26 protein-coding genes are annotated in these 26,217 nt (G+C 54.4%); 4 read left to right on the top strand and 22 right to left on the bottom strand.

All coding sequences use genetic code 11. From position 1 onward, the window contains the following. Positions 1-85: 85 nt before the first annotated feature. On the bottom strand, positions 86-820 hold the full coding sequence (locus CRO87_RS20725) for an SDR family oxidoreductase (protein WP_097164812.1): 735 nt from the start codon (positions 818-820) through the stop codon (positions 86-88). Positions 821-927: 107 nt separating this feature from the next. Here CRO87_RS20725 and CRO87_RS20720 point away from each other — a divergent pair, with 107 nt between their 5' ends. Continuing rightward, positions 928-1,746 (top strand): LysR family transcriptional regulator, encoded by an 819-nt coding sequence (locus CRO87_RS20720; RefSeq protein ID WP_097164811.1) that lies wholly within the window; start codon positions 928-930, stop codon positions 1,744-1,746. On the opposite strand, the gene CRO87_RS20715 is transcribed toward CRO87_RS20720, so the two are convergent. Further along, positions 1,747-2,217: a nucleoside deaminase gene (locus CRO87_RS20715; protein ID WP_255252526.1), complete on the bottom strand. Its 471-nt coding sequence runs from the start codon at positions 2,215-2,217 to the stop codon at positions 1,747-1,749. Positions 2,218-2,333: 116 nt separating this feature from the next. Here CRO87_RS20715 and cynR point away from each other — a divergent pair, with 116 nt between their 5' ends. Continuing rightward, on the top strand, positions 2,334-3,254 hold the full coding sequence (gene cynR, locus CRO87_RS20710) for a transcriptional regulator CynR (protein ID WP_097164809.1): 921 nt from the start codon (positions 2,334-2,336) through the stop codon (positions 3,252-3,254). Between the two features lie 67 nt (positions 3,255-3,321). Further along, on the top strand, positions 3,322-3,639 hold the full coding sequence (locus CRO87_RS20705) for a putative quinol monooxygenase (RefSeq protein WP_097164808.1): 318 nt from the start codon (positions 3,322-3,324) through the stop codon (positions 3,637-3,639). Positions 3,640-3,682: 43 nt separating this feature from the next. Here CRO87_RS20705 and CRO87_RS20700 read toward each other — a convergent pair whose 3' ends face one another. After that, positions 3,683-4,324 (bottom strand): HD domain-containing protein, encoded by a 642-nt coding sequence (locus CRO87_RS20700; protein WP_097164807.1) that lies wholly within the window; start codon positions 4,322-4,324, stop codon positions 3,683-3,685. A 111-nt stretch (positions 4,325-4,435) separates the two neighbouring features. Here CRO87_RS20700 and CRO87_RS20695 point away from each other — a divergent pair, with 111 nt between their 5' ends. Further along, positions 4,436-5,404 carry a GlxA family transcriptional regulator gene (locus CRO87_RS20695; protein ID WP_097164806.1) on the top strand — a complete coding sequence of 323 codons (969 nt, stop codon included), beginning with the start codon at positions 4,436-4,438 and terminating at the stop codon, positions 5,402-5,404. 26 nt (positions 5,405-5,430) lie between these two features. On the opposite strand, the gene CRO87_RS20690 is transcribed toward CRO87_RS20695, so the two are convergent. From CRO87_RS20690 to CRO87_RS20600, 19 genes are all read right to left on the bottom strand, one after another. Further along, positions 5,431-6,771, bottom strand: coding sequence for a VasL domain-containing protein (locus CRO87_RS20690; RefSeq protein WP_097164805.1), 1,341 nt, complete (start codon positions 6,769-6,771; stop codon positions 5,431-5,433). 37 nt (positions 6,772-6,808) lie between these two features. Continuing rightward, a complete protein-coding gene (locus CRO87_RS20685) occupies positions 6,809-7,261 on the bottom strand; it encodes a hypothetical protein (protein ID WP_369680103.1) in 453 nt (150 codons plus the stop codon). Positions 7,262-7,316: 55 nt separating this feature from the next. Next, a complete protein-coding gene (tssE, locus tag CRO87_RS20680) occupies positions 7,317-7,772 on the bottom strand; it encodes a type VI secretion system baseplate subunit TssE (RefSeq protein ID WP_097164803.1) in 456 nt (151 codons plus the stop codon). After that, positions 7,772-8,317, bottom strand: a complete 546-nt coding sequence (gene tssJ, locus CRO87_RS20675; RefSeq protein WP_097164802.1) for a type VI secretion system lipoprotein TssJ — start codon at positions 8,315-8,317, stop codon at positions 7,772-7,774. The genes tssE and tssJ overlap by 1 nt, the downstream gene beginning before the upstream one ends. Next, entirely contained in the window at positions 8,295-9,380 is a 1,086-nt protein-coding gene (gene tssG / locus CRO87_RS20670; RefSeq protein WP_097164801.1) for a type VI secretion system baseplate subunit TssG, read from the bottom strand. The genes tssJ and tssG overlap by 23 nt, the downstream gene beginning before the upstream one ends. Then, positions 9,344-11,098, bottom strand: a complete 1,755-nt coding sequence (gene tssF, locus CRO87_RS20665) for a type VI secretion system baseplate subunit TssF (RefSeq protein ID WP_097164800.1) — start codon at positions 11,096-11,098, stop codon at positions 9,344-9,346. Before tssF ends, tssG begins: the two co-directional genes overlap by 37 nt. A gap of 27 nt (positions 11,099-11,125) precedes the next feature. Next, on the bottom strand, positions 11,126-12,727 hold the full coding sequence (gene tssA / locus CRO87_RS20660; protein ID WP_097164799.1) for a type VI secretion system protein TssA: 1,602 nt from the start codon (positions 12,725-12,727) through the stop codon (positions 11,126-11,128). 62 nt (positions 12,728-12,789) lie between these two features. Then, positions 12,790-15,189, bottom strand: a complete 2,400-nt coding sequence (locus CRO87_RS20655) for a DUF2235 domain-containing protein (protein WP_097164798.1) — start codon at positions 15,187-15,189, stop codon at positions 12,790-12,792. After that, positions 15,177-15,698 (bottom strand): DUF3304 domain-containing protein, encoded by a 522-nt coding sequence (locus tag CRO87_RS20650; RefSeq protein ID WP_097164797.1) that lies wholly within the window; start codon positions 15,696-15,698, stop codon positions 15,177-15,179. Before CRO87_RS20650 ends, CRO87_RS20655 begins: the two co-directional genes overlap by 13 nt. Positions 15,699-15,756: 58 nt before the next feature. Next, the gene (locus tag CRO87_RS20645; protein WP_097164796.1) at positions 15,757-16,278 is read right to left on the bottom strand and encodes a DUF3304 domain-containing protein; all 522 of its coding nucleotides are present in this window, start codon (positions 16,276-16,278) and stop codon (positions 15,757-15,759) included. Between the two features lie 58 nt (positions 16,279-16,336). Further along, positions 16,337-16,861, bottom strand: a complete 525-nt coding sequence (locus CRO87_RS20640) for a DUF3304 domain-containing protein (protein WP_097164795.1) — start codon at positions 16,859-16,861, stop codon at positions 16,337-16,339. A gap of 24 nt (positions 16,862-16,885) precedes the next feature. Continuing rightward, positions 16,886-17,662: a DUF4123 domain-containing protein gene (locus CRO87_RS20635; protein WP_097164794.1), complete on the bottom strand. Its 777-nt coding sequence runs from the start codon at positions 17,660-17,662 to the stop codon at positions 16,886-16,888. Positions 17,663-17,748: 86 nt separating this feature from the next. Beyond that, a complete protein-coding gene (locus CRO87_RS20630) occupies positions 17,749-21,192 on the bottom strand; it encodes an ImcF-related family protein (RefSeq protein WP_097164793.1) in 3,444 nt (1,147 codons plus the stop codon). Then, entirely contained in the window at positions 21,179-22,204 is a 1,026-nt protein-coding gene (locus tag CRO87_RS20625; RefSeq protein WP_097164792.1) for a hypothetical protein, read from the bottom strand. Before CRO87_RS20625 ends, CRO87_RS20630 begins: the two co-directional genes overlap by 14 nt. A gap of 98 nt (positions 22,205-22,302) precedes the next feature. Beyond that, complete coding sequence (locus CRO87_RS20620; RefSeq protein WP_097164791.1) at positions 22,303-22,560, bottom strand: PAAR domain-containing protein; 258 nt, start codon at positions 22,558-22,560, stop codon at positions 22,303-22,305. A gap of 14 nt (positions 22,561-22,574) precedes the next feature. Beyond that, positions 22,575-25,028 carry a DUF2235 domain-containing protein gene (locus CRO87_RS20615; RefSeq protein ID WP_097164790.1) on the bottom strand — a complete coding sequence of 818 codons (2,454 nt, stop codon included), beginning with the start codon at positions 25,026-25,028 and terminating at the stop codon, positions 22,575-22,577. Continuing rightward, on the bottom strand, positions 25,016-25,549 hold the full coding sequence (locus tag CRO87_RS20610; protein ID WP_097164789.1) for a DUF3304 domain-containing protein: 534 nt from the start codon (positions 25,547-25,549) through the stop codon (positions 25,016-25,018). The genes CRO87_RS20615 and CRO87_RS20610 overlap by 13 nt, the downstream gene beginning before the upstream one ends. 83 nt (positions 25,550-25,632) lie before the next feature. Next, positions 25,633-25,881: a hypothetical protein gene (locus CRO87_RS20605; protein ID WP_097164788.1), complete on the bottom strand. Its 249-nt coding sequence runs from the start codon at positions 25,879-25,881 to the stop codon at positions 25,633-25,635. After that, positions 25,869-26,217: DUF3304 domain-containing protein (locus CRO87_RS20600; RefSeq protein ID WP_141398723.1), on the bottom strand; the 349-nt coding region annotated here is incomplete at its 5' end. The genes CRO87_RS20605 and CRO87_RS20600, both read right to left, overlap by 13 nt.

The raw sequence follows: 26,217 nt of genomic DNA, 5'->3' as shown, positions 1-26,217 counted from the left end.
ACGTTTGAGGAAAAGGAAAATAACGGGCGGGAAGAAGAAACAAAAAAGCGCCCCACAGGGCGCTCAATGCAGTGCTTTAACGGACTCAGGCACCCTGACGGGTAGCCGCCAGCACAATTTCACGAATGCAGACGTACTGCGGCTGTGAATAGGCGTATTCAATCGCATGAGCGATATCTTCCGGGGCCAGCACTTTGCCGCCCATATCCTCTTTCCACGCCTGATAGCCGGACTTGATCGCATCGCTTGTGGTGTGGCTCAGCAGTTCGGTTTCTACCGCGCCTGGCGCGATAACCACAACGCGAACGTTATGCGGGGAAAGCTCTTCACGCAGGTTCTCAGACATGCCGTGTACCGCAAATTTGGTGCCCACATAGACGGTATGATTCGGGAAGGTTTTGCGGCCTGCCACGGAGCTGATATTGATGATGGTGCCCGCTTTACGTTCAATCATGCCGCTGGTCACGGCGTGCACGCCGTTCAGCAGGCCTTTCACGTTGACGTCCAGCATCTGATCCCACTCGTTCGGATCCTGCTGCTCAATATTGCCCAGCAGCATCACACCGGCGTTGTTCACCAGCGCATCAACCGGGCCAAATTTCGCTTCGGCTTTTTTGACTGCGTCGGCAAACGCCTGACGATCGGTCACGTCAACCGCGCAGCAAAGCGTGTTGGGCAGGTTGAGTGCATCCATGCGCTCGACACGGCGTGCCAGCAGCAGCAAAGCATGGCCGCGGCTCGACAGCAGTTTTGCCGTTGCCAGACCGATGCCGGAGCTTGCACCCGTAATCACTACCAAAGGTTTCGTCGCCGTACTCATAGATGTGCCTCATAAATTTAATTTATCTTAATTGCTGAACTGCACTTTAAATCCGTTTTGATTTGGTGAAAAATGGTTTGTTTTTTTCACTGTCATAATAAATTTCTATGGATAAGCGTCAGCTCACTGCCTTCATCCGCGTGTTTGAAGAACGAAACATCACCCGCGCGGCCCAACAGTTAAGTCTTACACAACCTGCGCTCTCTGCCACCATCAAGGCACTGGAGGAAGAGTTAAGCATCTCGCTGTTCATCCGCAAAAGCCGGGGCGTTGACGTCACGGAAGATGCAAGGGTGCTCTATCCGCACGCCCGCAGGATGATTGACGATATGTCAGGCCTTGTCTCCCGCTTCCGTAAAAGGCAGGACAAACTGCCGCTGCACATCGGCATTGAGGAAGATATCGCCTCCTCGTTTTTGACCGACCTGCTGGCAAAAACGTCGCAGGACGCCTCCGGCATGCTGCTGACGCTGCTGCCTGGCTGTACGGGTGATGTGCGCTTAGGCTGCGACAACCTGCGCTGTGAAGATGAGCTTTTCTTCCCGCTGTATGAAGAGAGTTACGTGCTGGCTTATCCTGTTGGACATGCGCTTGGTCAGACGGAAGAACTGCTGCCGGAAGAGTTGCATCATCAGACGTGGGTGATGGCGCCGGAGCATGAGTCCCACCAGCGCTTCCTGCCGTTTTACGGTCACTCGGCCGATAAACCCGGCGCTCACGCGGGCAATTTCTCGCTGGCGCTGGATTTAGTGGAGGCCGGTTTTGGCATCACGATTGCCCCTGACTGCCTGGTGCAATTGCGCTGCGCCCTCGCCTCCCGCCCGCTGCCGGGCTACCCAATGATGCGCCGGATTGGCATTTGCTATGCCGCCCAGTCGCTGGCTAACCCGGCGGTGGAGCAGCTGCTCGACAGCCTCGGAAAATAGCTATTTAACGTTCAGCGCCTGCCAGCGCTTGTAGACGTTAATGGCCTCAGGATCCGCCTGGTGCACCATCGGCAGGCGGCGTTCGGCAACCGGTTTGGCAAATTCGCCGTAGAACGTTTCCAGCTCGAAGTATTTGCGATCGTCGCGGTAGTAGCGGACGTACTCCTCTCGGGTGGTGATGTAAACCACCTTGCGCGGGCTGCAGTAGTACAGTGCGCCGAGGCACATCGGGCAAGGGCTTGCCAGGATGTAGATGTCACAGTCGCTGAGATTTTCAGTGCCGAGTTTGCGGCAGGCTTCGCGCACGGCAAGGATCTCCGCATGCGCCGTTGGATCGTTGGTCTGCGCCACCTGGTTTGGGCTCTGGGCGACTATCTCCCCGTTGCGCACAATTACCGTCGCAAACGGTCGACCGCCCTCTTCCACATTTTTCATCGCCAGCGCTATCGTGCGTTTTACAAAATCCATCATGGGCTCCTTTTTACGATTTCAGGTTCTGACCTGCGTAAAAAGGATAACGACGCCATTTGATAAGATAAAAGTCTCAATTATTATTGAACCTATAATCACAGCTTATAGGTCGCGAGATGATCCTACGCTACATCCACTATTTTCTTGCCGTGGCCGAACGCGGCAGCTTCACCCGCGCAGCGGCAGCCCTTTACATCTCCCAGCCCGCGCTTTCGCAACAAATCAGGCTGCTGGAGCAAACCCTCGGCGTGGCGCTTTTTGACCGCACCGGCCGCAGTATCCGCCTTACCGATGCCGGTCTCGTTTTTCAGCAGCATGCCCGTCAGGCGCTGAACGCACTGGAGGCCGGAGCCCGTGCCGTTCATGACGTGGAGGATTTAAGCCGCGGGCATCTGCGCCTTGGCGTGACGCCAACTTATACGCCGTGGCTGGTTGGCCCGCTGCTGGCGGCCTTCTGGCAGCGCTACCCTGCGATAGCACTCACCCTCAGCGAAGCGACCCAGGAGCAGATTGAGCAACAGCTGCTGAACGATGAGCTGGACCTCGGGCTTGGGTTTGCAGGCGATCATGCCGCTGAGCTGACGGCAACCCCGGTGCTCAGGGAATCGCTGGTCGTGATGGTGGGCAAAACGCATGAGCTGACACAGTATCAGCAGATCCCCCTGAGCGATCTCGCCGAACAACCGCTGGTTTTACTGGACAAGAGCTTTGCCACGCGCGTCGACATCGACAGCCAGTGCCGCAGGCAGGGTCTCAGGCTGAACATTGCCATGGAAACCAACACCCTCGGCGCCATTACTGAGATGATATCCCGCACGCAGCTTGCAACTATTCTACCGGACACCCTCGCACACTCCCGGAATGACCTTTGTGCAATGAGCCTCTCGCCCCCGCTGTCCGAACGTACGGGCGTTTTACTGGCGCTAAGAAATTCGCATCACGCCGCAGCCGCAGCGCTAAGCCCGCTGCTGCGGGAGATTTTAGAGAAGATGGGGATCGGCCCGGTTGGAACACTTAACGATCAGGCACTACCCTGAATAATTCCTGCTGGTCTGTCGTGCTTGCGCGTCGGCCCGTTATTTATGCTGTTCTGAAGGAGTCTTCATGAGTGAAGTTAAGATTGTCGCCACCTTAACCCCTTTCCCGGAACATATCGAAACGATCCGCAGCGCCGCCCGCGCTATGGTGAAACCCACGCATCAGGAAGCAGGCTGCCTGCAATATGATTTGCATGAAAGCCGCGCCATTCCCGATGTCCGTGATCTGGCGACTCAGGGCGCGGTATCATTCATGTTTATTGAACGTTGGAAGTCTGAAGACGATCTGAAAAAACACGTGGCGATGCCCTATCACGACGACTTCCTTGCCATTCTCGACGGCAAGCTTGAGAACATCAGCGTTCAGCGATTGACCGCGATTTAACACTTATTGGCCCTGCGAAATGGGGGCTGCTGCCCCCTTCTGCTTATCTGTCCCAGGCCGAATTTCTGATAATCGAGCAGAAGTTCAGCGGCTGGAAGTCCCGCTCCTTGTCCTTAATCACATCGGCCTTCACGTTGCCAAAGGTGGTTTGCGGCTTGTGTTTGATGCCGTTGTAAAACGCCTCGATGATCTCCTCCTTAAAGCGCGGCGAGCGCGGGTGCTGCGCCGTCACGGCTTGGCGATCGTTTTCGCTGAACGTCTCGTAACCCATACCGAGCACGTCCATTTCCACACCGGCCGTCAGCAGCGCAATCTCAGGAGCCATAAATTCAGGAATGCCCGGTGTGGTATGCAGCGCAATGGCCGTCCAGACTTTGGTGACGTCCTCTTCAGACACGCCGTGGCTCTGTAAAAAATCCTTCGCCGCGTTCGCCCCATCCACTTCAAAGCGTTTGTCGCAGCTGCAATGTTCGTGCGTCAGGCCCACATCGTGGAACATGCATCCCACGTAAAGCAGCTCTTTGTCCACCTTCAGTCCGCGATGCTGCCCGGCAAGCGCGCCCCAGTAGTAGACACGGCTGGAGTGGTGAAACAGCAGATCGTTCTCCGTGTCCCGAACAAATTCGGTGGCCGCTTTGGCAAGTTTGCTGTCGGGGATGGCGATATTTTTCAGTGCTGAGTACATTTTTCTGCTCCTGTTGATTGAGTCAGCTCAGTGTACGTGGCACCATACATGTCATCATTAGTCTTATAACGACAAATAAAGACATTACGAGCAAAGGAGACATAAAAGCGAGTGAAACGCACCATTGCGATACTGGCGGTACCGGGCGTGCAGCTGCTTGACGTCTCCGGGCCGCTCGACGTGTTTGCCGAGGCCAATACTCTGCTGCATCGGGAAGTGTATGACCTGAAGATCGTGACGCTGGAGGCGGACACCGTCCGGGCATCCTCTGGAATTGAGGTTATGGGCCATCTCCGTCTGGACGACTGTGAAACATTCAGACCGGACACCTTTCTGGTTGCAGGCATGCCCAATGCCGCCCGACGGACCTTCAGTCATGACGTGACCGCTGGCATCAAAACGCTGTGTGAGCGCAGCCGTCGGTATGGCTCGATTTGCACAGGCGCCTTTCTGCTGGCTGAGGCTGGCGTGCTGACCAATCGCTCCGTGACCACGCACTGGTCATCCGCAGATGACCTCGCGAAAGCGCATCCGGACCTTCGCGTTGATAAGGACGCACTGTACGTGGCGGATGGCCCCGTAAGAACGGCGGCAGGCGTCACTTCGGGGATGGATCTGGCACTGAGGCTGGTTGAGGAGGATCTGGGCGGGGAGCTGGCAAAGGATATTGCCGGCAATCTGGTGATGTTTTTCAGGCGGCCCGTGAATCAGGGGCACTATGTCCGAAGTGCAGAACTCTCCCTGAGCGGGCGCGAAGCCCTGCAGGAGCTCCAGCGCTGGGCGATAACCCACCTTGGCAGCATTCATTCCCTGAAGGATCTTGCCGATCATATCGGCCTCAGCACCCGCCACCTGAACCGCCTCTTTCAGCAGCAGCTGAACACGCGTCCGGGCGAGTGGCTGGAAGCCTGTCGTATCAGTCAGGTTAAACAGATGCTGGAGAGTTCGGACGTGCCGCTGAAGACCATCGCCAGCGCGGTTGGCTACAGCAGCGCAGACAGCCTGCGGCGAGCCTTTATCAGGCAAATGGGGATGACGCCGCCGATGTACCGACGGCTGCATCTGCGCAGCGTTTACTGATTTAAGATAACTTCATTCCCATCGCGCTACTGCGCTGGCGATGAATATCTGAGCTGAAGGCCGTTAAAATGCTGTTGAATCTGCTGCTGTGTGGCTATCGCGGCGCTTCCTTGCTGAGCTTGCAACACACGCAGCTGCTCCTCAAGCGGCACGGTGTTGCGAAACTGGGTCATCATCTCGTAAACGCTGGATTTCAGTTCACTTACGGTGATGTATTTGCCTTTCTGACCATCGAGCCTGTTCAGCCGATCGGCCAGCTCCTGAAGCTGCTGCATGCCATTGTGCCAGCCTGTCCAGGCGCTCTCGGGAAGCGCGTTAGCAGCCGTTCGTTGCTGCCACTGCTTGTCCATTTCGGCTACCTCAGGCGCATCGGGCCACAGCGCCTTTGCCTGCCCGAGCAGCCCGTTTCCATACTGATAAGCCCAGTCAGGCGGCAATGCTGCCAGCCTGTCCAGCTGCGATGACGCATTTTTCAGCCAGGCTCTCGGGTCCGGTCTGGCTTTATCCGACAGCTGGAATGCGTGGATTTGTTCGCTGTTCAGCGCCTGAGGAAGGGGCACAACCGAAGCGGTCAGCGCGACCGTTGCTTCATCCGTCCGATGCGCGTAGTGCCAGCCCGTCAATGCGATGGCGCCAACAACCAGCGCGGAACAGGCCCCCGCCAGAAACACCGGCCAGCGCTTTGGCGGCGGTAGTGTTTCATGTACCACCTGCACGTTCACCTCTGGCTCAGGGCGAATGACGTACACCAGACGGCTGACGGGAGATGATTTTTCATCAGTGGGCACCGCGGCCAGCGCCTGTGGTGGGAGCGTTACCGCAGGTTGCGAACTCTCGTGCGAAGGGCTGTTTTCCAGTCGGGTTAATGCGCTGTTTATCTGCTGCTTCAGCGGGGTCGTCTGGCAAGCATGCTTCAGCTCCTGTCGCGCCAGAATGTCGTTCATCGACTGCAATAGCCCTTCCGCCTGCATCAGCGCAGGTAAATCTCCATGTCCGAGCGTAAAGGTGCGGAACAGCTTCTGTAAGCGCTGAAAAAGCCCGTTGAGGATTTCCACACGCGCATGAACCGGCTGCGGCCAGAGCTGCGCCCACTGGTGGCTCAGCAGCGCATTGAGGATAGTCAGCCCTTCATTCAGGCCATTAATGCGGCCCAGGTGACTGCGGGCGAGCGTATACCAGGCCCCGGTCTGGAGCTCGACGCCGTTCAGTTCAAACAGCGAGAGCGACAGCGCTTCCACCTGCGGCCAGTTCACGTCCGGGCGCGCCGGATGCATCAGCTTGGCCATCTCGTCACGCAGCGCGATAAAGTCAGAAAGCGCGCGCGGGTCACTGCCGGTTTTCACCGGGCGGGGTTGTACATCGTGCATAGTGGTTTCATCCCTGAGGATAAGAAAAAGGCGAGGCTTACTCGGGCAACAGCGCACCGATCATGTCGAAAAAAGCATCTTCGTTAAAAGCGACCCGGGGTGCGGCCCTGTTGCCGCTGACGCTCCAGGTCCAGCTCACGTCGTCGCTTGAACGCATAAACAGGCGATACAGCGAGGCTATCTTCCCCTGCGTGCAGAGCGTCACTTCAACACAGCCGACCACGCCCTGCCCGTACAAAAACACCGGCGTGAACTTCACCATCCGGTTTTCATAGCGCAGATGAATGCCCGGCACGCTGAACGCATTGCCGCCAATCAGAAACTCGACCAGCGACACGGAAACCGCCTCCACGGCAATCCCCGTGTCGGTAAGCCAGCTTTCCATTGTTTCCTGAAGTTGGCGCATTCGATCGCAAAACTCGGCGATATCGGCCTCGCTTTTACTGTCGAACGCGCGGCTGCGGGGATGCTGCTCCTGCAGCTTTTTCATGAATCGTGCTTTGGCTGACATGCTGTCCCTGTGATCTTCGTCAGATGATAAAAAACTATAGATGAGCTTTGGTGTCGAGGTAGCTCTGTTGTTTGAGATGGCGAATCAGCACCCGCCCTTCCGGCATAAAATCCGTGCCGTAGCGCACAAGACCGATGCCTTTCAGTTCAGCATCGATGGCATAGCGCAGCTCGCCGGGGATGTGCTGGTCGAGCAGGACAACTTTGATGCTTTTCAGGCGTGGCTCATATTTGAGCAGCACGTCGGAAAACGTCTTCAACAGCTGATGCGCGGTGCCCGGCATGCCTTGCAGGATTTTGGTCATATCCGGCAGGCCGTAGTCCGGCAAGTGCGCCAGCGTTCCGGCGCGGCAGTTGAGAATGCGCTGCATGTTGTCGAGAACGGACAAAATCACCTGGTTTTGCTCGCTGACCTGATGGAGATCGAGGCCGCCGGTGAAGTTGCCTGTCAGCATTTCATACAGCGAAGGCGTGTTGTGTCCCTGGGGCATCACTTATCCTTAACAGGCTGTAGCGTCAGATGGTTGTTTCCGGCTTCGAGAATACGGGGCTTATCCGGATCCAGTTCTTCCCGCTCAATGACCAGTTTCCAGGTGTTGTTCACCATATCCGGGTGGCGAAACAGCCCTACGACAGCCACGAACTGCGCGTCGGCTTCCATCGGCATATCAAGGCTGGCATCCCCTCCCGGTTTTACCACCACATCGCGGGTCGCCAGCAAATCAGCCTTGAGGAGGGTGTCCCCGTCCTTCAGCAACTGCTGATAAACCGTCTTGTCGAACGTTTTCCGGTCCTTGAGTTGATACACACGGACAACGACCGATTCCGACAAGGAATTGCTCTCCCGGGCGTCGGTGTTCAGGGCCTCACGGGCGGTGAAGTCCAGATGCAACGTTTTAATTTTCTTGTAGAAGACGGAGGTGAAGGCGGATTTTGTGCCGTCGGTGACGCTTTGCGTCAGGCCGCATCCGGTCAGGCCGAAGGCCAATAGCGGCAGCAGCCAAAGAGCGGGTTTAGTCAAACTTGTACGTAACACGTCGATTTCCTTGTTGTGGTGTTGCGGACTTCAGGCCGCTGTAATAACCCAGCTCAGTCGTAAAGCTCTCGGGAATATCATCAGAGAGTTCATCCCCTTCGGCGCCCAGTACGCCATTCATTCCCAGCCAGAAAGGTCCCTCGCCGAGCGGCGGTGCCGTCAGCATGCGGGTGCTCACCGTCAGCCGAATTTTTGCCTTAAAGCGCCAGCCCAGATACACCCGCAGCATTACGAGAAAGTCCTGATACAGCAGGCCATCAGGTTTCCAGCCCTGTGATTCCTGTTCGTTATCGGTGGACAGAGCAATCAGCAACTGACTGTTAGCATCCATGGCTTCTTCACCCAGCGGCGTGTTGCCATCCAGAAGAAAATCGTCATCACCATAAAAACCCAGCGGCTGGCTGACCTCCACAGGGCGCAGGCAATACGGGCTCACCTGCACCGTTGTGTGAGGTGCCAGCAGGCTGACCAGGGCCTGCATTCCTTCCTGGGTTTTACCCGGCTGGCGCAGTACGCTGAGCAGCGCCAGAAAACGCGAAACCGGCGTGGCGATGTGGTTCGACGTGCCGGGAATACCCAGCCCGACCAGACCCAGTAACGACTGCGAAATAGCGTCCGTACCACCGGGTTCAAAGGTCGCCGGATAAGAGTACTTTCGCCAGATACGGTAAAACTGCGTCAGGATGCGGTGGCTGAAGATATCCAGAAAACCCTGCAATGCCTCGTGCCCTTCGCGACGCTGGGTGATGTCATCAAGGTACGCCGTTGGTAAGGGGGAATCGACACCGTACATCCCCATGAAGGTCGTGCGGATGAGTGGTGGCTGGCTGTCATCATCTTCGTCATATTCGACAGCCTTCAGCTCACTCGCCGGGAAGCCCATTCCGGGATGCGGCGCAAAACGCACCGGATCGTCAGAAGGATGGCTGGTTGAGCCCATCAGCGGCCTGTCCGGGTTCTGTTTCTCCAGCAGCTGGCAGAAGCGGTAAAAATTAATCCGATTAAGGTCCGCCTCCAGCCGCGGGGTCAGCCGGGAATGCGGCGGTTGTGCTTCTCTTCCCATTCCAGGCGTTCTCCGGTCGGTTGCAGGATGATAATCAGGCGATTAAACAGATAGATATCGGTGTACAGCGCGAAGAAACGACTCAGCATTTCACCAAACAGGCAGATGTCCCCGCGCCCGGCAAAACCGTGGCTGTCGAGGGTCACTTCAATCTGCACGCCGCGCACGAGATAGCCCTGCTCAAAGCGCTCAGTTTCACTGTGCTGCACGTCGATAATCGCTTCCAGGCGGCGGCGGTTCATTTCGCTGTCCGTCCACTCGTACAGCGCCAGCGTGCCACGCAGCACATCGGCGTTGTTCATCATCGAAAGGAATCCGCTGCCGAGATGACTCAGCACACGCCAGTGGAAACGGTCCTGAGCCGGTGGATAACAGGGTAACGTTGGTGCACACAGGTTGCGCACGGCCATACTGGCCGAAGTGGTTTTCATCACCGTATCGAGCACCGTGCTCTGCAGTGCACGCCGTGGCAGCTGGCCATTGGTGCCAGTGAGCGTCAGCGACAGGCTTTCGTCTTCCGGTACCGTATGGTTATCAAAGGCTTCACCGCCGAGGATAAGCCAGGTGTTATGCAGTCCTGACGGGCCGCGACGCACGCGAGTATGGTAGTAATACTCCGGTGCTTCATGGCGCATCATTCCGCCTTTATGGCGGAAACTCGAAAACGGAACGTAGGTATGCAGGCTCGATGACATCACCGAATCAACAGCGTAAATCTCAGTGTGGCCATCCTGAACGCGCATTGGACGCAGCATGTATTCGGTCTGCAATGAATTGAGCGTCAGCGGGTCGGATTCCAGCGGGAACAAGTTAATCACCGGCACACAGTTCAGGCGCAGATGCTTTTCGGTAAAGCTGAAGTCATGTTCCCAGCGCTCCGCCAGCACCACGTCGATTTCAAACCATGGGAGCTCAGCCGGAAAGACCACGGTCTCCAGCCCACGCAGCCCCGTGAACATAAATTTCTCGCGGAAGGTGAAATATTCCAGCAGCAGCTGGTAACCGCTAAAGCTGCTGCTCCCTTTCGGCCATAGATCGTCGTCATCGCCAAATCCCAGCGCGGTGAAATACCCGTCGAGCGGTCTTCTGTCCATGTCACCCGGCATCCGCAACCAGAGACGGGCCACATTCATGGTAAAGGCCTCATGCATGGCGCAGGCCAGCGGTGCGTCTGCGTTGAAGTAGAACGGGATCTGACTGAGATCGGCACGGCTCCAGTCGGCAAGATGGCTGCAGTTGAAGCGCAGGCTGATGACCGAACGTCCGTCAGGATCGGTCGACAGGCGGGCGTGCTCCAGCGACAACGGCTGAAGGGTAATCTCTTTGGTTGTCGTGTACCGACAGCGAGTGCCCTTCTCACCGATTGGCCGTGAGTTCACCTCGAAGCCTTTGACGATACGCATCTGCTCTTTCATCTCCCGCCAGTCAGGGGTGAACTCCACCACCGACATTGACGGAATGGTACGCAGGTAATGCGGCCACAGCAGGCTGACCAGCCCTTCGGTCAGTTCAGGCAGGTCGTCATCGAGCTTTTCACGCAGCCGCCCCATCAGGAAGGCAAAGCCCTCGAACAGCCGCTCCACGTAGGGGTCGCGCGCCCCCGCTTTATCGAGATTGAGCATTGCCGCCCGGTCAGGGTGAGCCCGGGCAAACTCTTCACCTGCTTCAAGCAGGTAGCGCATTTCGGCGTCGTAATAACGCAGGGTTAAGTCATCCATAGCTTTTATAATCAGTCTACTTAGTCATCAGGCGCAGAGAACTGCTGCACGGGCAGGATCTAAAGCAATTAAACCAGAGAGCAACGCATCCATTTCGGCCTGCAGGCGCGTTTTATCCGCATCGCTGCGCCCTGCCTTGCCACGCAGTAGCTTCAACCTTCTGGCTTTGACTTCAAACATCAGTTCAGGCGTCCACATTTCAAGCGTCAGCGTACGAGCGCTGCTGTCGAGTTCGCTCAGCAGGTGCAGGGCCATTTCATTTTTACCGTACTGCTCGGTCACACGTGCCATCAGCAGGCGCATCAGCCAACGATCGCGAGCAGAGGTGTAACCGGGGCGGAGCTGTAGCCAGTTCAGCGCGGCGTCAATGCCTTCACTGTCGGCCCTGGCCAGCACCTCCGGCTCAAGAGCCAGGACTTCGTCACTGGAAATTGCCACAGTGGACACCGCCTCATCCTTCCAGCCGGGCAAATCGTCAAGCACGGATTCATTGATCCAGTTCAGCGTAACCTCATCTGCGAACGGCGTACCGTCATTAAAGGCCAGAGTTTCAAGCCCGGTAAGGCGGCGCAGCAGCCCTTTCAGATCGGCGGCGATGATATCAGCCAGTACATTCTGCCCCGATTTCATCAGTGCCTGATGGATATACCACTGCAAATCCAGCCAGAGGTGATTGGCCCCACGCGAGAAGGTGCTGTCCGCCTGCTCCAGTATCTCCAGCCAGCTCTGCTGCAGATACAGGCGTTTGAGCATCGCCCGCTGGTCGGCGCGCGGCGGTTCGATTCGGGTTTTCCCTTCGGCATCCGGGGCCGGAATAGCACTCAGCGTGTCATGACGCAGGCTTTTCATCAGTCTATGTGCGGCCAGCCAGCCATCGGGTTGCTCACGCAGATATCCGGTGAGTGTACGGGCCTGGGCCAGCAAATCCTGACCGGAGGTAATACGGCTCAGAACCGGCGCGTCTGACTCGGCCGTCTGCGTAGCGCTATGTGACTGTGCCTTATTGCCGGCGTTCTGCGGTACCACAGCATCCACGCCGCCGGCCTTCATCAGGCGAGATTCCAGCGCACTGTACAGGCCATTCAGCTCTGGCCGTGACGCTTCCGGCTCTGTCTCCAGGCTGTCGCGGATGAGCAGCAGCGCCCCGGCGGTACGTTGCGCATCCTCGCGCACGACCTCCGGATACAGTGACAGGCTGTCCAGCACACGGGAGCCTGCGAGCCACTCCAGTGCCGGTTTACGGCTCCGCTCGCGCTGAGGATGAAGCTGCGTTCCATAGCGCTGTAGCAATCCAGCCAGCAGTTCAAGCCCTTCGGCAAAGCCGGGTTCCCCGTCCTGGTGCAGACGCGCCCAGCAGTAATAGGTGGCAATCCGGATATCTTTGGCAGTGCTGGTCAGCAGTTTTTCGGCAAGCGTGCAAATCAGCCCGGTATCGATGCCGGAAAGTTTGTTGACCTCCTCCCGGATACGCTGAAAATCATCGTCATAGCCGGGGTCTTCACCGGTCGGATGAGCATCATTTATCGGCATAATCCAGTGATGCCAGTTTTCAGTGCGCCCTTGTGCCTGCTGACGCAGCAGGGATTCATCAGCCTGACAGGCTGAGACAAGATTGTGCAGTGTGCTCATGGTGTTATTCCATTAGTCTTTCAGGATCCATTTCTGCCATAAGATAAAGCAGAATTTATTCGTCACCACAGTCTGAGAATATCGGCTTTCGCTTCAGCTAATTTTTCCTCATCCGCCGCTTTACAGGTCTGGATGAAGGATTCAGTCATGGTATTTGTCATTGCCGGTTGAATGTTTGAATTAACGTTAATTATTTCGGCAAGACTTTTAGACGCTGGCGTGACAGAAATAATTTGTTTAACGTTGGCGGCACCTTCATCTGATGTATTACCTACCCCGCGAGTAAAATCAAACATGATAAGGGAGTTTTTTAACGCTAATTTCAGTTGCCGGTCAACGAAGTGACCATACTTAGCAATCAATGGCACATTCTTACTCATCAACTCACCGAAATAGATCATCCGATACAGGAAGTAACTGCCCCAGGGTTCTCTTTCGCCAAAGGTTGCCTGCATAAACCAGGCACGTGAATCGTGGACCTGCGAATCGAACAGCGATCTCACTAAGCCAGCGGGCGACCGGGTCACATCCTCATTAGGATGCGGCTGGAAAAGGACTGCATATTTTTCCTCGCCAGACTGTTTAATTCGCTTATATTCCTCGGCGAAATCGTTCTCACTAAATGAATACATGACATTGGATAATGGCTCAACAACCTGATATTTCCAGCTTCCCGTTCTGGGCCGGGGCCTGGATTGATAATCAGCGTTAAACTCCTCTGCCGCCTGTCTTAGCTGCACCTGAGCAATAGCTGGGTCAAAATCTTTAGGCCCAGGCGGCAAGGGAATAAACTCTTTATATCTACGCGACACAATTAACTTTATCCGCTCGTCATCGACATTTTTTTGTTTCTTTGCACGTTCCGCCTTTGAAGCCGCCAGAGTAACAGGGTCGCTGTCCTTATTTTGTCCGTTCAGGGCGGAATCTTGGTAGAATTTTTGCGATTTATACGCCCCGTTAGCATAACGACCAATTCGCCAGGCGGTGATCCAGCCCATTTGATTTTCAAGCGCAGTGATAATATTTACGCTGGCGCGAATGGGGTTGAACTGGAGTGCATCTGTAGGGGCATCACTCTTGTCGGAGGTTAAATTAAGAGTTAGCTCGCGCCATGCGTTGAATCTTTCTACAAGCGCCTCTGAAATCAAAAACTCTAATTGCAAGTCAGGTGGCATTACTCGCCATAGTTGAGATAAAAGCTCCTTAGATAGTATTTGAGGAGATACTTTTAATGGAGCACCTGCATCAAATGCAGAAGCATACATATCATGCAGTGCAATTTGCGATAACAGATTACCATCATTAACACCCGATGCCTTTCCCTGATCTCCCGGAGGATATCCACCACCAAGGTCAGAATGCATGCCTGGATAAACCACCTCGGTAGCATACCCCGGATAAGTCCCGTCGCTGCGGCAAATAGAGTCCATCGGGAAGCAAAGCCTCTGCTCATGAGAGGACACCAGGTGAGTGCATTTTTTAATCAGCCCATTATCCGGTAATTCCATGGTGCCGTCTGCCCACCCCATATGCCCTTCGGCAAACGGGGCGATGTTTGCCACCCCCACGGAGGCAACGGTGTCCAGCAGGCCAAGAAACTCGATGCTCAGGGGGATTTTTACCCCATCCGATAACAGACAGAGTTCGATCAGGCTGCCCTTTTGCCTGGCGCCGGGCAGCAGATCGGTTAACCAGTTAACAAAGGCTCGCGCACTCGCCGCGCCGCGAGAGAAGCCATAGACATACAGCTTGATGCCCAACAGCTTTGGCTTTCCGGGCTCCGGCTGCGTCACCGCCAGCTTCATGGCAGCCGCCAGATCGGTGGCATTGAGTAGCTGGTTAAACACAATTTTGCGCTTGTAAGGCCCGTCTGTCCCCAGATTAGAGGTCATGCTGTTAATGGCTGTATGACTCTCTGCATCAGAGATTTCGCTTAATCCCGATGTTCGTCTCAGCGCATCAACGATCCTCAGCAATCCCCAGTTCACTCGCTCTTCGCCGTAGGTCGCAAACGCCAGGCCTGGAGTCGTGTAATCAAGGTCGGAAACCTCAGGAAAAGGGGTCCCGACGCCCGGAATGTAATATTTATAATATTTGTTACTCGAGGTTCCGGCGACATCAACCAGCTCCTCAGTATGCCCCTGAACCCCACCGGCGTATCCCTGGCCGATAGTGGCGCGAAATAAACGCGCAATATTCGTCGGGTGGGCAGGTTTCGACAGATACAGATCGTTATTCAGATTGTTTCCAGTGCCATCAAAAAAAATGCTGATATGCAGCGTCTTGCAGCAGGGTGAGTCAACCAATTTACCTGCCGCCTTACAAAGCTCATTGCGGTAATTTATTTCATGGCTGTCCTGCAGCCTGCAGTTCTGCACGATAGACAGAGGATCTGTGGGCAAACGGCCCTGCTTTGGAAATTCAGGAGGGTACCAGGCTAAGTCCGGCTTTATTTTGGACATACTTTTGGCTCTTCCATTCGGATAGGGTCTTTGATCGGATATTCAGGATTGCCGTAATCGTAACAGCTGGTTGTGACCTTAATTTTATCACAGGGAAGGAAATGAATTTTTATTCCACAAGTTTTCTGGCCACTATAATCAGGAACGGAAACTATTGCGCTATGGTTTTTTTTCAACAGTTTCATTTTATCATACCACTCAAGCAACTTTTTATCATCGCCAAAACCAGGAAAACCGTCCATATCACCTGCCCCAGTTTCCCAATCAATTTTCACAGTCATACCCGGCTGCCATTTTGAAGGCACGCCAAAATACCCGGCACCGCCGCCGCCCTGCCACGGACCAATAATATCCACACCCGACTGCCCGTTGACGCTGAAATGATTAATCGCCCAGTGCGTATGGTTAACAGCGTCGATGGTGCCACCGCCGCCGCTTACAGGGGCATCGGATTGATCGCAGCCGGTCAGCAACATAACTAAAATAAAAGTAATAAGTGAATATTTCATTCAGCATTTCCTTGCTGGAGTAAGAAAAAACCATAACACCTTTGGCTGAAGACCCCGGTCACTTTGGACATACTTTTGGCTCTTCCATTCTAATCGGGTCTTTAATCGGATATTCAGGATTGCCATAATCGTAACAGCTTGTCGTCACTTTAATTTGATCACAGGGGAGGAAATGAATTTTTATTCCGCAGGTTTTCTGGCCACTATAGTCAGGAACGGGAACTATAAGACTATGCTCACGATTTTGTGATTTTATTTTCCTTTCCCATTCCAACACTTTTGCATCATTCCCAAAACCAGGAAAATCCATTGAATATCCTACCCCAGTTTCCCATTCCACCTTCACGGTCATACCCGGCTCCCACTTAGTAGGCACGCCGAAATACCCGGCCCCGCCGCCACCCTGCCACGGGCCGATAATATCCACACCCGACTGCCCGTTGACGCTGAAATGATTAATCGCCCAGTGCGTATGGTTAACAGCGTCGATGGTGCCACCGCCGCCGCTTACCGGGGCATCGGACTGATCGCAGCCGGTCAGCAACATCGCTAAAATATAAGTAATAAGTGAATATTTCATTCAGCACTTCCTTGCTGGGGTAAGAAAAAACCATTACACCTTTGGCAGAAGACCCCGGTCACTTCGGACATACTTTTGGCTCTTCCATTCTAATCGGGTCTTTGATCGGATATTCAGGATTGCCGTAATCGTAACAGCTTGTCGTCACTTTAATTTCATCGCAAGGGAAGAAATGAATTTTTATTCCACAGGTTTTCTGGCCGCTATAATCGGGAACAGGAACTGTTGCGCTATGGTCTTTATAACTAGATTTTATTTTCCTTTCCCATGCTAAATATTTCACCCTATCTGCATATCCAGGAAAGTCATCAGTAGAAGCCTCCCCAGTTTCCCATTCCACCTTCACAGTCATACCCGGCTCCCACTTAGTAGGCACGCCGAAATACCCGGCCCCGCCGCCGCCCTGCCACGGGCCGATAATATCAACCCCCGACTGCCCGTTGACGCTGAAATGATTAATCGCCCAGTGCGTATGGTTAACAGCGTCGATGGTGCCACCGCCGCCGCTTACCGGGGCATCGGATTGATCGCAGCCGGTCAGCAACACTGTGGTTGCAATCAGAAAGCAACATGGACACCTCATTTGACGTTCCTTGTGTGAGATTCATCAGACGGCGGCGTTCTGTCTGGCAAGATACTCCATCGCCCATTGTTCTCTTTTATCAACAAAAAGAATGCGCTGCTCTGTCGCCTTCAACATAGCCTCATAACATGCGACAAATTTCGCCTGCTGTGTTGCAAATAATTCGTCAGGAATATCCTCATAACTCATCATTTGCTTTGCGTCGCTGACGCACATCAGCTTTTCATACTGACTATCGGTCAAGTCGATTTGCACCGCTGAATCATCTGGCTCAAGCGTTTCACCACCACCGAGTTCCAGTACGGGTTGATTATCACTGTCCAGCCAGCTCCAGAATATTACGGGTTGCTGCAGCTGTTTTTTTTGTTCATCGTCCAGAATGTGGCTGAATAAAAATGGGAAGATACGGGTATCCCAAAAACGAAAAATCCCTTCCCGCCCTTCATGCCGGGCATTCGCGCAGTCTCTTAACCAATGTGAAAGCCGTTCAAATGACCATTTAGAGCCGCATATCAGCAGCGGGGCTGAGCTTGTCATCTCCGCGGCAAGGTTCTGAAACCACAAAATCTGTTCCGCATCAGTAAGATGAATCCGTACAAGCACGGGCGCATCTTCAGGATAAATATTCTCTGGCATATCCAGATATAAAGATTGCCACAAGATTGGGGGACTGAAACCAGACAGCGCCGGAAGCACTGAGAAATCAACCGCACATTGATCGACAATCACGTCAATATGCTCAATTTCAACACGCTGGCACGCCGTGCGAATTTTATCTGTCCATAGCGAAATACAATCCATCTTTTACATCTCCTTGCGTACAACCCTTGCAATGGCTGACGCTGAATCAACCTGACATGCTGAAACCAGATTCTGCAGTGTGCTCATTATTCGACTCCATCCATGTCACTGTTATCGGTGTTGGCCATCAGCACCTGTGCCGTGGCCGCACTGTCGACGCTGAATATTTGCTCCGGCAGCGTGAAACCGCGCAGATCCAGCAGCGCCAGCGGACCTTTTCCGAACTGTGAACGCAGCACCCACTGCAGCGTGCGGCCATCCTGCGCGGTAAAACTCATCATCCACTGGCTGCGGTCAAGCTGCTGGCGCTTGCCCTGGTCCAGCCAGCGAATGAAGCCCCAGGTCCCGCTGTAGTCGCCGAACAGGCGGGCTCCCGCGCTGGTTGAAGTCCAGGTCAGCATGGTTCCAGGCTTCCAGGTATCCCCCGGCCAGCGGAATGACTGCCAGTCGGCCATCTGGTTGAAGTAGTGCAGCTGCTGCCCGTCAATTGTGAGCTGCGTTTCCACGACCTGAGCCGCCGGACGGGCCTGCAGTTCGAAGCTGATTCCCTGGCTGCCATCGGTAAACAGAATATCGGACAGCTGGCTCAGTTGATTCACCGCTTTGAGGAATGCGGGATTGAACGTCAGGCCCTGGCTGTGTGCGCTGTCAGGCACCCACTGGCTGCCTTCTTTGTGCAGCACCCCACTGAGCTCCGTGGTCAGGAAGCGGTCGATGCGTCCGGTGTCTTTGCGGATAAACTCCGCCAGCATCGGCAAGGAAGCGTCGCTCTTGCTCACCGCGAACGGGAAACGACCGTCAAAGGCAGTACGCCAGTTCGCCACAACAGATCGACTCCAGCGGTCATTGAGGCTGGCCGCTGAAGGCTGCAGAACCGTTTCCCAGGCCTGAGTCAGCGGCTGCACAAACATCGTTCGACCAAACCCGCTCCACTCTTCGCCAAGGCTTGCCGAAATCAGACTGCCGTACTGCTGGGTGTCGGTGAGATCCACGCTTTTGCCCTGGAACACCGTCTGGGCCAGGGTCTGCATCATCTCCTGCGGATCGGAGGCGCTGGCCACCTGTTGCAGGCGTAGACGCACGCGGGTGATGCGGGTCAGATACGTCTGCAGGCTCAGGGAAGTGTCAGCCGACATCACGTTGCTGCCTTTGTTTTTACCCAGAAGCTGAAGCAGAGGGCCAAAGGTTTCATCCAGCGGCCCCTGCGGCCCGGTGGCGCTCTGATCGATGGCCGGTTTGTCTTTGCTGCCGATAAGATCTTTCGCGGACTTGATGAGAGAATCCGACAGCCCTTCAGCCTGCTGCCCGGTCTGGCCTTGCCAGGCAAGAGTGTTCATCAACGCAATCATTGGCGACTGTCGGACATCGCTCATCAGCGTCAGCTGGTCAGTGACATCCGCAATATTTTGCGCCGTGTTCCACTGCAGGCTGTTCAGGAAGTTCAACCAGCTTCCTGCAAAATCGATGAAGTAGCGCTGGGTCAAACGGGTTTTCAGCGCGTCTGGCGACAGATCCGCAGAAATGGATTTTTGGCTGTCGCTCAGTACCCAGTCGATTTCATCGCGGCGTGAATTCGCCGCTTTCTCGATGGCCTGCTGAATGCCCCCTTCCCAGGCCTGGCGAGTAAACATGCCCGGCACCACTTCATCAGTGGTGAAGAGACGTCGGGCATCGGTGCCGCTCGTCATGTCCTCCAGTGATACATCGGCAAAGTTACGACGCACGGATTTGAGCATGTTTTCATACAGCGTGCTTTCTGCGTTGCGGCGGCCAATCTGCTGCAGCAGAACCTGGCGGCTCTGGCTGACCAGTTGTGTGTCCGGCGTGATTTTCCATTGCGGCTGCTTTGGCAGTTCAGCGATGTAGAACGCCCACAGGTCCGGCGACAGGCTCTGCCACAGGCCTGTTGAAATACCCATGCGCGTCGGCTGCACGGCTTTCATGGTCTGTGCATAAAACGTGCCGTCGGCTTTATCCGGACGGGACATCATCAGCCAGGCTTTCAGCTGGTCATAGCCGGGCTTCGCCAGCTGTGCACGCTGATCGCTATTGGGTGCTGAGTTTGCCAGCGCGCTGAGCTTCTGGGTCAGCGCCTCGTTCGCCGGGTCGCGTATCAGACGGTTATTCGCCACCCCATACCAGGGGAGCATTGCATCGAGCAGCTGCTGGTTATGGTCCATACCAAAGCGCTGATACCAGGGCGCCCCTTCCTGAATATGGTGCTGCAGTCGACCGGCATCATTACGCAAGGCGTGCAGCGCCGTCAGTTGATAGTCGGATACTGAAGGGTGCTCAACGAGATCGTGGGCTTTACTTGCCACAGAGGAAATCTGGCTGTAGTTCAGGGTAAAGGAAAGCAGCATGCCTGCGCCCCAGACACCGATAATAGCCATCAGTATCCAGGCAAGCGTCTGCTCCCACGCCATACCCACGCGACGACCGCGTACACGGGTGGAGTCATCAATAATCCCCTGCCAGGTGGCAGGCAGGGTCAGGGCATGCTGGCGGGAAAGCGGCAACGAGACTGCCTCATCCGCCATCGTGTTTTCATTCGCCTGCGGCAGACTGAACACCAGACCGCGCAACGGGACGCGCTGCTGGTTGCTGAAAAGCCACGGCGAGAGCTGCTGTGCCCAGCGGGTAATACCGCCCTCTTTAAGCTTTTGCCCCAGACGCAGCAGAAAATCGTAGCTGATGTTCACAGCCACCTGGCCCGTGCCTTGTTCAGTGAGTTTCGGCAACAGTTGTTCCAGTTGCTGAGCGACTTCTTCCTGACTTGCACGCAGAGGGAAAGAAGCCCCCACCGCCTGTTCGGTACGCCCGTCCTGTGACCACGCGCTGTCGCATAGCTGCCACAGCCAGACCGGTGGCTGATAGCGCAGCACCTCACCGATTTTTTCCAGCCCCCGCAGATCGTTGTCACTGGCCTGCGGCGTGAGATTTTGCGAAGCGTTCAGCACGCGGATAATCCCGTCCAGCGGGCGGCCCCGACGCAGTTTACGCAGGGCTTCGAATTTATCTTTATCGATGTCTTCCGTCAGGCTGCCGCCGTAAATCAGCACGGTGCGGTTGCCTTCGAGCCACTGTGATTTTTGCAGACCGGGTACAAGCTGCTCAACGGCTGCATCGGTACCAGTAACCAGCAAAAGACGGATTTTATGACGCCAGAAGAGGCTATAGCGTTTACGCATAACACTCGCGATCCCGGCTTTCAGCCCCTGCTGTTTGAATTTTTGCCTGCTATTTTTGTTTTTCTCTCCTTGAGAGGAGAGCTTCTTAATCCGGCTAATTTGCCACAGCTGAATGCCAACAAAACTCAGCGTGATCAGACAAACTAACGCAGTCCAACAAATCCCGCAGACAATAAGGATGGGCCGAATCGATTCCCATCCCAGCGAGATATCAGCAAAAAAATACCAGTATAAGAGACCGCCGCAAAGTATCAGCAAAGTGACAACAGCAAGGGTGATTATCACCGTCACGGCAGTAGAGATACTTGCGTCTGGTTTAAGGGCGTTATCCTTTTCCATGTGGCTTTACTATTCCAAGAGCGAGAGTGTGTTGAGGATCGGTGCTTACCCATCCGCATGGCTGTGCTTCTGTTTGGGCAAAAAGAGCAGCAAGAGAGATAACAATAAGAGGTTCCATACTGCCCTGCTTACCCCAATAGCTGTCCTGCAGGTTATGCGTGGTATTCCAGCCGCACTCATCCAACTGAGTAATTTGAGGATGTGAAAATAAGATGCAGGCGGGCGGATCGTCCTGAAGATCGCTCTGAGCAACCGCTCGTTCACAGATGAGGTTCAATTGGTCTGCGGCAGGCACATCATAAAACTCCCCTCGAGTCATCACCACCGGTGCATCCCCCCCTACCAGCCAGAGAGATGCTGATTCGCCCGCGGGCAAGGGGCTATTAGCTTCAGCAGGGTATGACATGCACCCAACCACCAGATGTTGGCTCTTCTCATCTTCACGAAGCAGGGCCGTCAGCCTCGCGAGCGTTGCTTCTCCCTGCCAGTTCTCCGGTTGGTCCGGCAGGTGGATTTCAGGAAAAGACTCCTCCATTTGCTCGCAGAAAGCTGCCCAGACAGCGGCATCCCCTAAAAAGAAACAATGTGAGATTGCCAGTGGCCCGTCACGAGGCGTATTCCTCCATTGCATCACCAAAGCACGAACCAGCTGCTGCTCCCGTGTAAGGCTATCTGCAGAGAAGGTGCGGGCAATACGCAGTGCTTTTCCACCGTTCTCCTGGCGTTCTGCCGGGGGCCGCTGAATACGGCTAAGCACCCTTTGCCAATCCACCACATCCGCGCCTGAAGGGCCAAGTAGCAGGACTTCTTGCAGACCAAGGAGGCTTTGATGCTCCTCCCACCACCGGCTTTGCTCATGCGCAACGTTGCGTCGCCAGACTGTTGTATGGTGTAACGAGATGCGGAAATAAAGCAGCCGACAAAGCCAGAAAAAACCGATGCAGATCAGGGCAAAACCCATTGCTGAAAAAGCCATCCCGCTACGATTTTCTCCGTCAATCAGCGCCCCCATCCCCCCGGCCAGTAAAATAAGAAATGCCCCTGCCAGCAGCCACCGACGGTTTGACGGCGTTTTAGCTGTTTCCCAGGCAGGGTACTGCGGCACCTCCCTCACTGCCCGATACCAAAATCAGGAAAAGAACTCACCAGCGTGCAGCCACAAGCACAACGGTGTCCATGCAGGGCAATAGGCTGACCATCTACCTTCGAAAGTGAGCTGCCTTCGGCGATGGTTGTCATTCCATGCTTGTTGCATTTAACCGCATCCCCTTTAGCGGCAATCCCTTTACCAAAGCAGAGATAGTGCCCAACCAGAACCTTACCGCCGTACTCCTTCAGGACGTCCCCCTGACGAATCACCCGTTTCATTCACTGCCTCCTGCTCAGGTTGCCACCAGCGATTGTGCTTTTTCCAGCCATCCTGACTGGATAATGGATTTCGCCATCTCCAGACGTTTCTCACTGATAATTTCTGTCTGTTGCGCCGTCACCACGCCGGGTTCGGAGGTGAAGGCTTTCAGCGCATCGGCGTTGTCCACCATAGGAATTGCCAGGCCGGTGAGATAATCCATCGCTTCAGACTCCAGCGTCAGCAGCCCAGCCGTGCCTGCGAGGCCTGCCAGTTTTGCCGTCGTGCCCTTCTGTTTGAAGCTAAAGATAACGCCACCGACAAGCGTAGCCGCCCCAACCACATCACCGGCAATGGTCAACGGAGAGAGTGATTTATTGCATTTGTTACTGAAGTAGATCATCCGGTAGAGGAAATAGCCGCCCCAGGGTTCGCGCGTGCCAAGCGTGTATTGCATAAACCACGCGCGGGAGTCATGCACCTGGTCGTCAAACAGCGCTCTGACCAACCCGGCAGGCGTATCCGCATTCGAGGCTTCCCCAAGCGGTGGGAACAGCGTCGCGACCTTAGCCTCTGCTGAGGCTTTGATCAGGGCATATTCACGCGGCCTGTCGTCAATGTTCAGCATAAAAATGGAGTTACGAGGAATCACCGCCAGCACCAGTTGGCCAATGCTTGTCGGGCTGCGGAATTGCTGGCGATAGTCTTCGCCAAATTCCGTCGCTGCCTGCTTCAACTGGGTTTTGGCGATATCCGGGTCAAAATCCTTTACCCCGGCTTCCAGCACTAATTCATCCATTTTATCTGCTGGCTGACTGGCAATTTTCTCTTGTCGCCGGGCCCTGACCGCGCCCTGCTGCAGCTCCCGTTTAGCTTCTGAACTTTTCAGCGCCCCTGGGAGGGCATCACTATCCGTCGCCCGCTCGTAAAAAGGTGTCGTCAGCATTGTGCCTTTGGCATAGCGATCGATGCGCCACGCTGTTAACCAGGCTATCTGATTTTCAAACGCTTTTTCGAGACTGACCGGTGCCCGAGGGGGGATGTATTCCGCCGCCTGTTCGTCAGTGATTTTTTCTTTTGACGGGGGGAGATTTAGCGTTAATTCTCGCCAGGCGTTGAAGCGGTTCTGCAGATCACTTTTAACACCAAATTGCTCTACTAAATCGGGTGGCATTGCCCTCCATTTATCTTTTTTTAATGATTCAGGGAGGCTGTCTTCAGGCACCTTTAAAGGAGAGCCACTATTAAAACTCAATAAAAACATATCATTAAGTGCAATTTGTGACAGTAAAAGTCGATCATCATTAGCAGAAGCTTTTCCCTGATCACCAGGCGGATAACCCCCACCAATATCCGAGTGCATCCCCGGATACACCACCTCTTTACTGTTTGCCGGATATTTACCGTTAGCACGGCGGAGAGAATCCAGTGGGAAGCTTAGCCTCTGCTCATGGGAAGAAACCAGATGTACGCAATTTTTAATTAACCCACTGTAGGTTTTTTCCTCCGGCAGCTCCTGAGTCCCGTCAGCCCAGGACATATGTCCTTCCGCCACGGGCGCCACATGCGCTATGCCCACGGATGCCACTGTATCCAGTAACCCCAAAAACTCAACGCTGAGAGGGATTTTCAGGTCGTCTACCATCAAACACTGCTCAGGTTTTTGGTTTCTTCCTTCAGGTTTTGGTAACAGCTCACTCAGCCAGCTGACAAAGGCGCGTGCTGCCGCCGCCCCGCGGGAAAAACCATATACATACAGCTTAATTCCCAGCAGCTTTGGCTGAGTGGGGCTCGGTTGCTGCAGAGCCGGGCCCAATAAAGGCTTCAGCTTTTTCAACTCTGCGGTAAAGGTCTCGTAGCGATTATGGCTGCCGGTTAACCCAAATGAGGCCCAGGAGGTTGCCATATCCTCAATAGCTGCTCGGGTTTCTCCATCCGAAAGCTTACTGGCATCGTCGTTTTGTTGAACCAAAGAGCGTTTCAATGCGTCAATAATTCTCAACAGCGCCCAGTTAATTCTGTCCTCTCCCATTTTGGCAAAGGCCAGCCCTGTGGTTGAATAATCAAGATCGTTAATTTCCGGGAAAGGTGTCCCAACGCCAGGTATGTAGTATTTGTAGTAACTTCCCTTAAGACCTGAATCAGAATCGATCAACCCAGCAGAGGAAGACACGCCGCCAACGGTGCCATTGCCGATCGTGGCACGAAATAAACGAGCAATGTTGGTTGGGTGTTTTGGATTAGACAAATAAAAATCGTTATTCAGGTTATTGCCGGTACCATCAAAAAACAGACTAATATGCAGCGTTTTACAGCACGGCATATCTACCAGCTTGTTGTCGGCCTGGCAAAGTTCATTGCGGTAAGTACGCTCCAGACTCTCTTGCTGCTTACAATTTTTGCCCACCAGCGCCGCCTGCGACGGCAAACGCCCTTGCGCCGGAAATTCTGGCGGGTACCAGACCAGATCCGTGGTTACTTCGGACATACTTTCGGCTCCTTCATTTCCAGCGGCAGTTTGATCGGGTAAGAAGGGCTACCGTAGGTAAAGCAGCTGGTTGTCACCTTCACGTCGTCACAGGGTAAAAAATGCACCGTAATACCGCAGGTTTTTTGTCCTGTGTAATCCGGTAGAGAAACTATTTGGCTATGATGTTTCTTTTGTGCATCAATTTTTGTTTTCCAGGCAAGATACTTTTCTTCATCTGCGAACCCAGGAAAACCAGCTGAAGAACCCTGGCCGGTTTCCCAATCTACACGTACTGTCATCCCAGGTTTCCACACAGCAGGAACTCCATAACAACACCCACCACCACCACCGTCAAAGGGTCCGATAATATCAATGCCCGACTGTCCGTTAACGCTGAAATGGTTGATGGCCCATTTGGTATGGTTAATGGCTTCAATTGTTCCAGAGCCACCGCTTTGCGTTTGTGCTTCTGCTTTTGGCTGGCTGCATCCGGCCAGCAAAAAAACACTCAGTAGTACGCCAGAGATTGTTATCTTCATCCTTATTTTCCTTTTATTGCGCCGTCCACACTTACAGATAAAATGATTTAATTGTGCCACTGACTGGCATAATTAAATCATTTTTAGCATTGAGACATATCGTTATTAAGGTTATTACCGGTACCATCAAAAAATAGGCTAATATGCAGCGTTTTACAGCACGGCATATCTACCAACTTATTGTCGGCCTTGCAAAGTTCATTGCGATAGATTCGCTCCAGACTCTCCTGCTGCTTACAATTTTTCCCCACCAGCGCCGCCTGCGACGGCAAACGACCCTGCGCTGGAAATTCCGGTGGGTACCAGGCCAGATCCGTGGTTATTTCGGACATACTTTCGGCTCCTTCATTTCCAGCGGCAGTTTGATCGGATAATTTGCATTAGCGGGTGACCAGCAGCTGGTCGTTACCTTGACGTCATCGCAGGGTAAAAAGTGCACCGTAATACCGCAGGTTTCCTGTCCCGTATAATCTGGCAGTGGCACTGTTTTACTGTGCTGACGATTCTCGGCCTTCATTTTTTTTTCCCATGCCAGGTACTTAGCATCATCACCGAATCCTGGGAATCCGTCGGTGTCCCCACGTCCAGTTTCCCAGTCTATATTAACCATCATTCCGGGTTTCCACACAGCAGGTACTCCATAACAACACCCACCACCACCACCGTCA

Origin of the sequence: Enterobacter sp. CC120223-11 (genome assembly GCF_900215375.1) — a bacterium.
Taxonomy (GTDB): Bacteria; Pseudomonadota; Gammaproteobacteria; order Enterobacterales; family Enterobacteriaceae; genus Scandinavium.
Note: the sequence above shows the minus strand (reverse complement) of the source record. Positions and strands in the feature narration are given on the sequence as shown.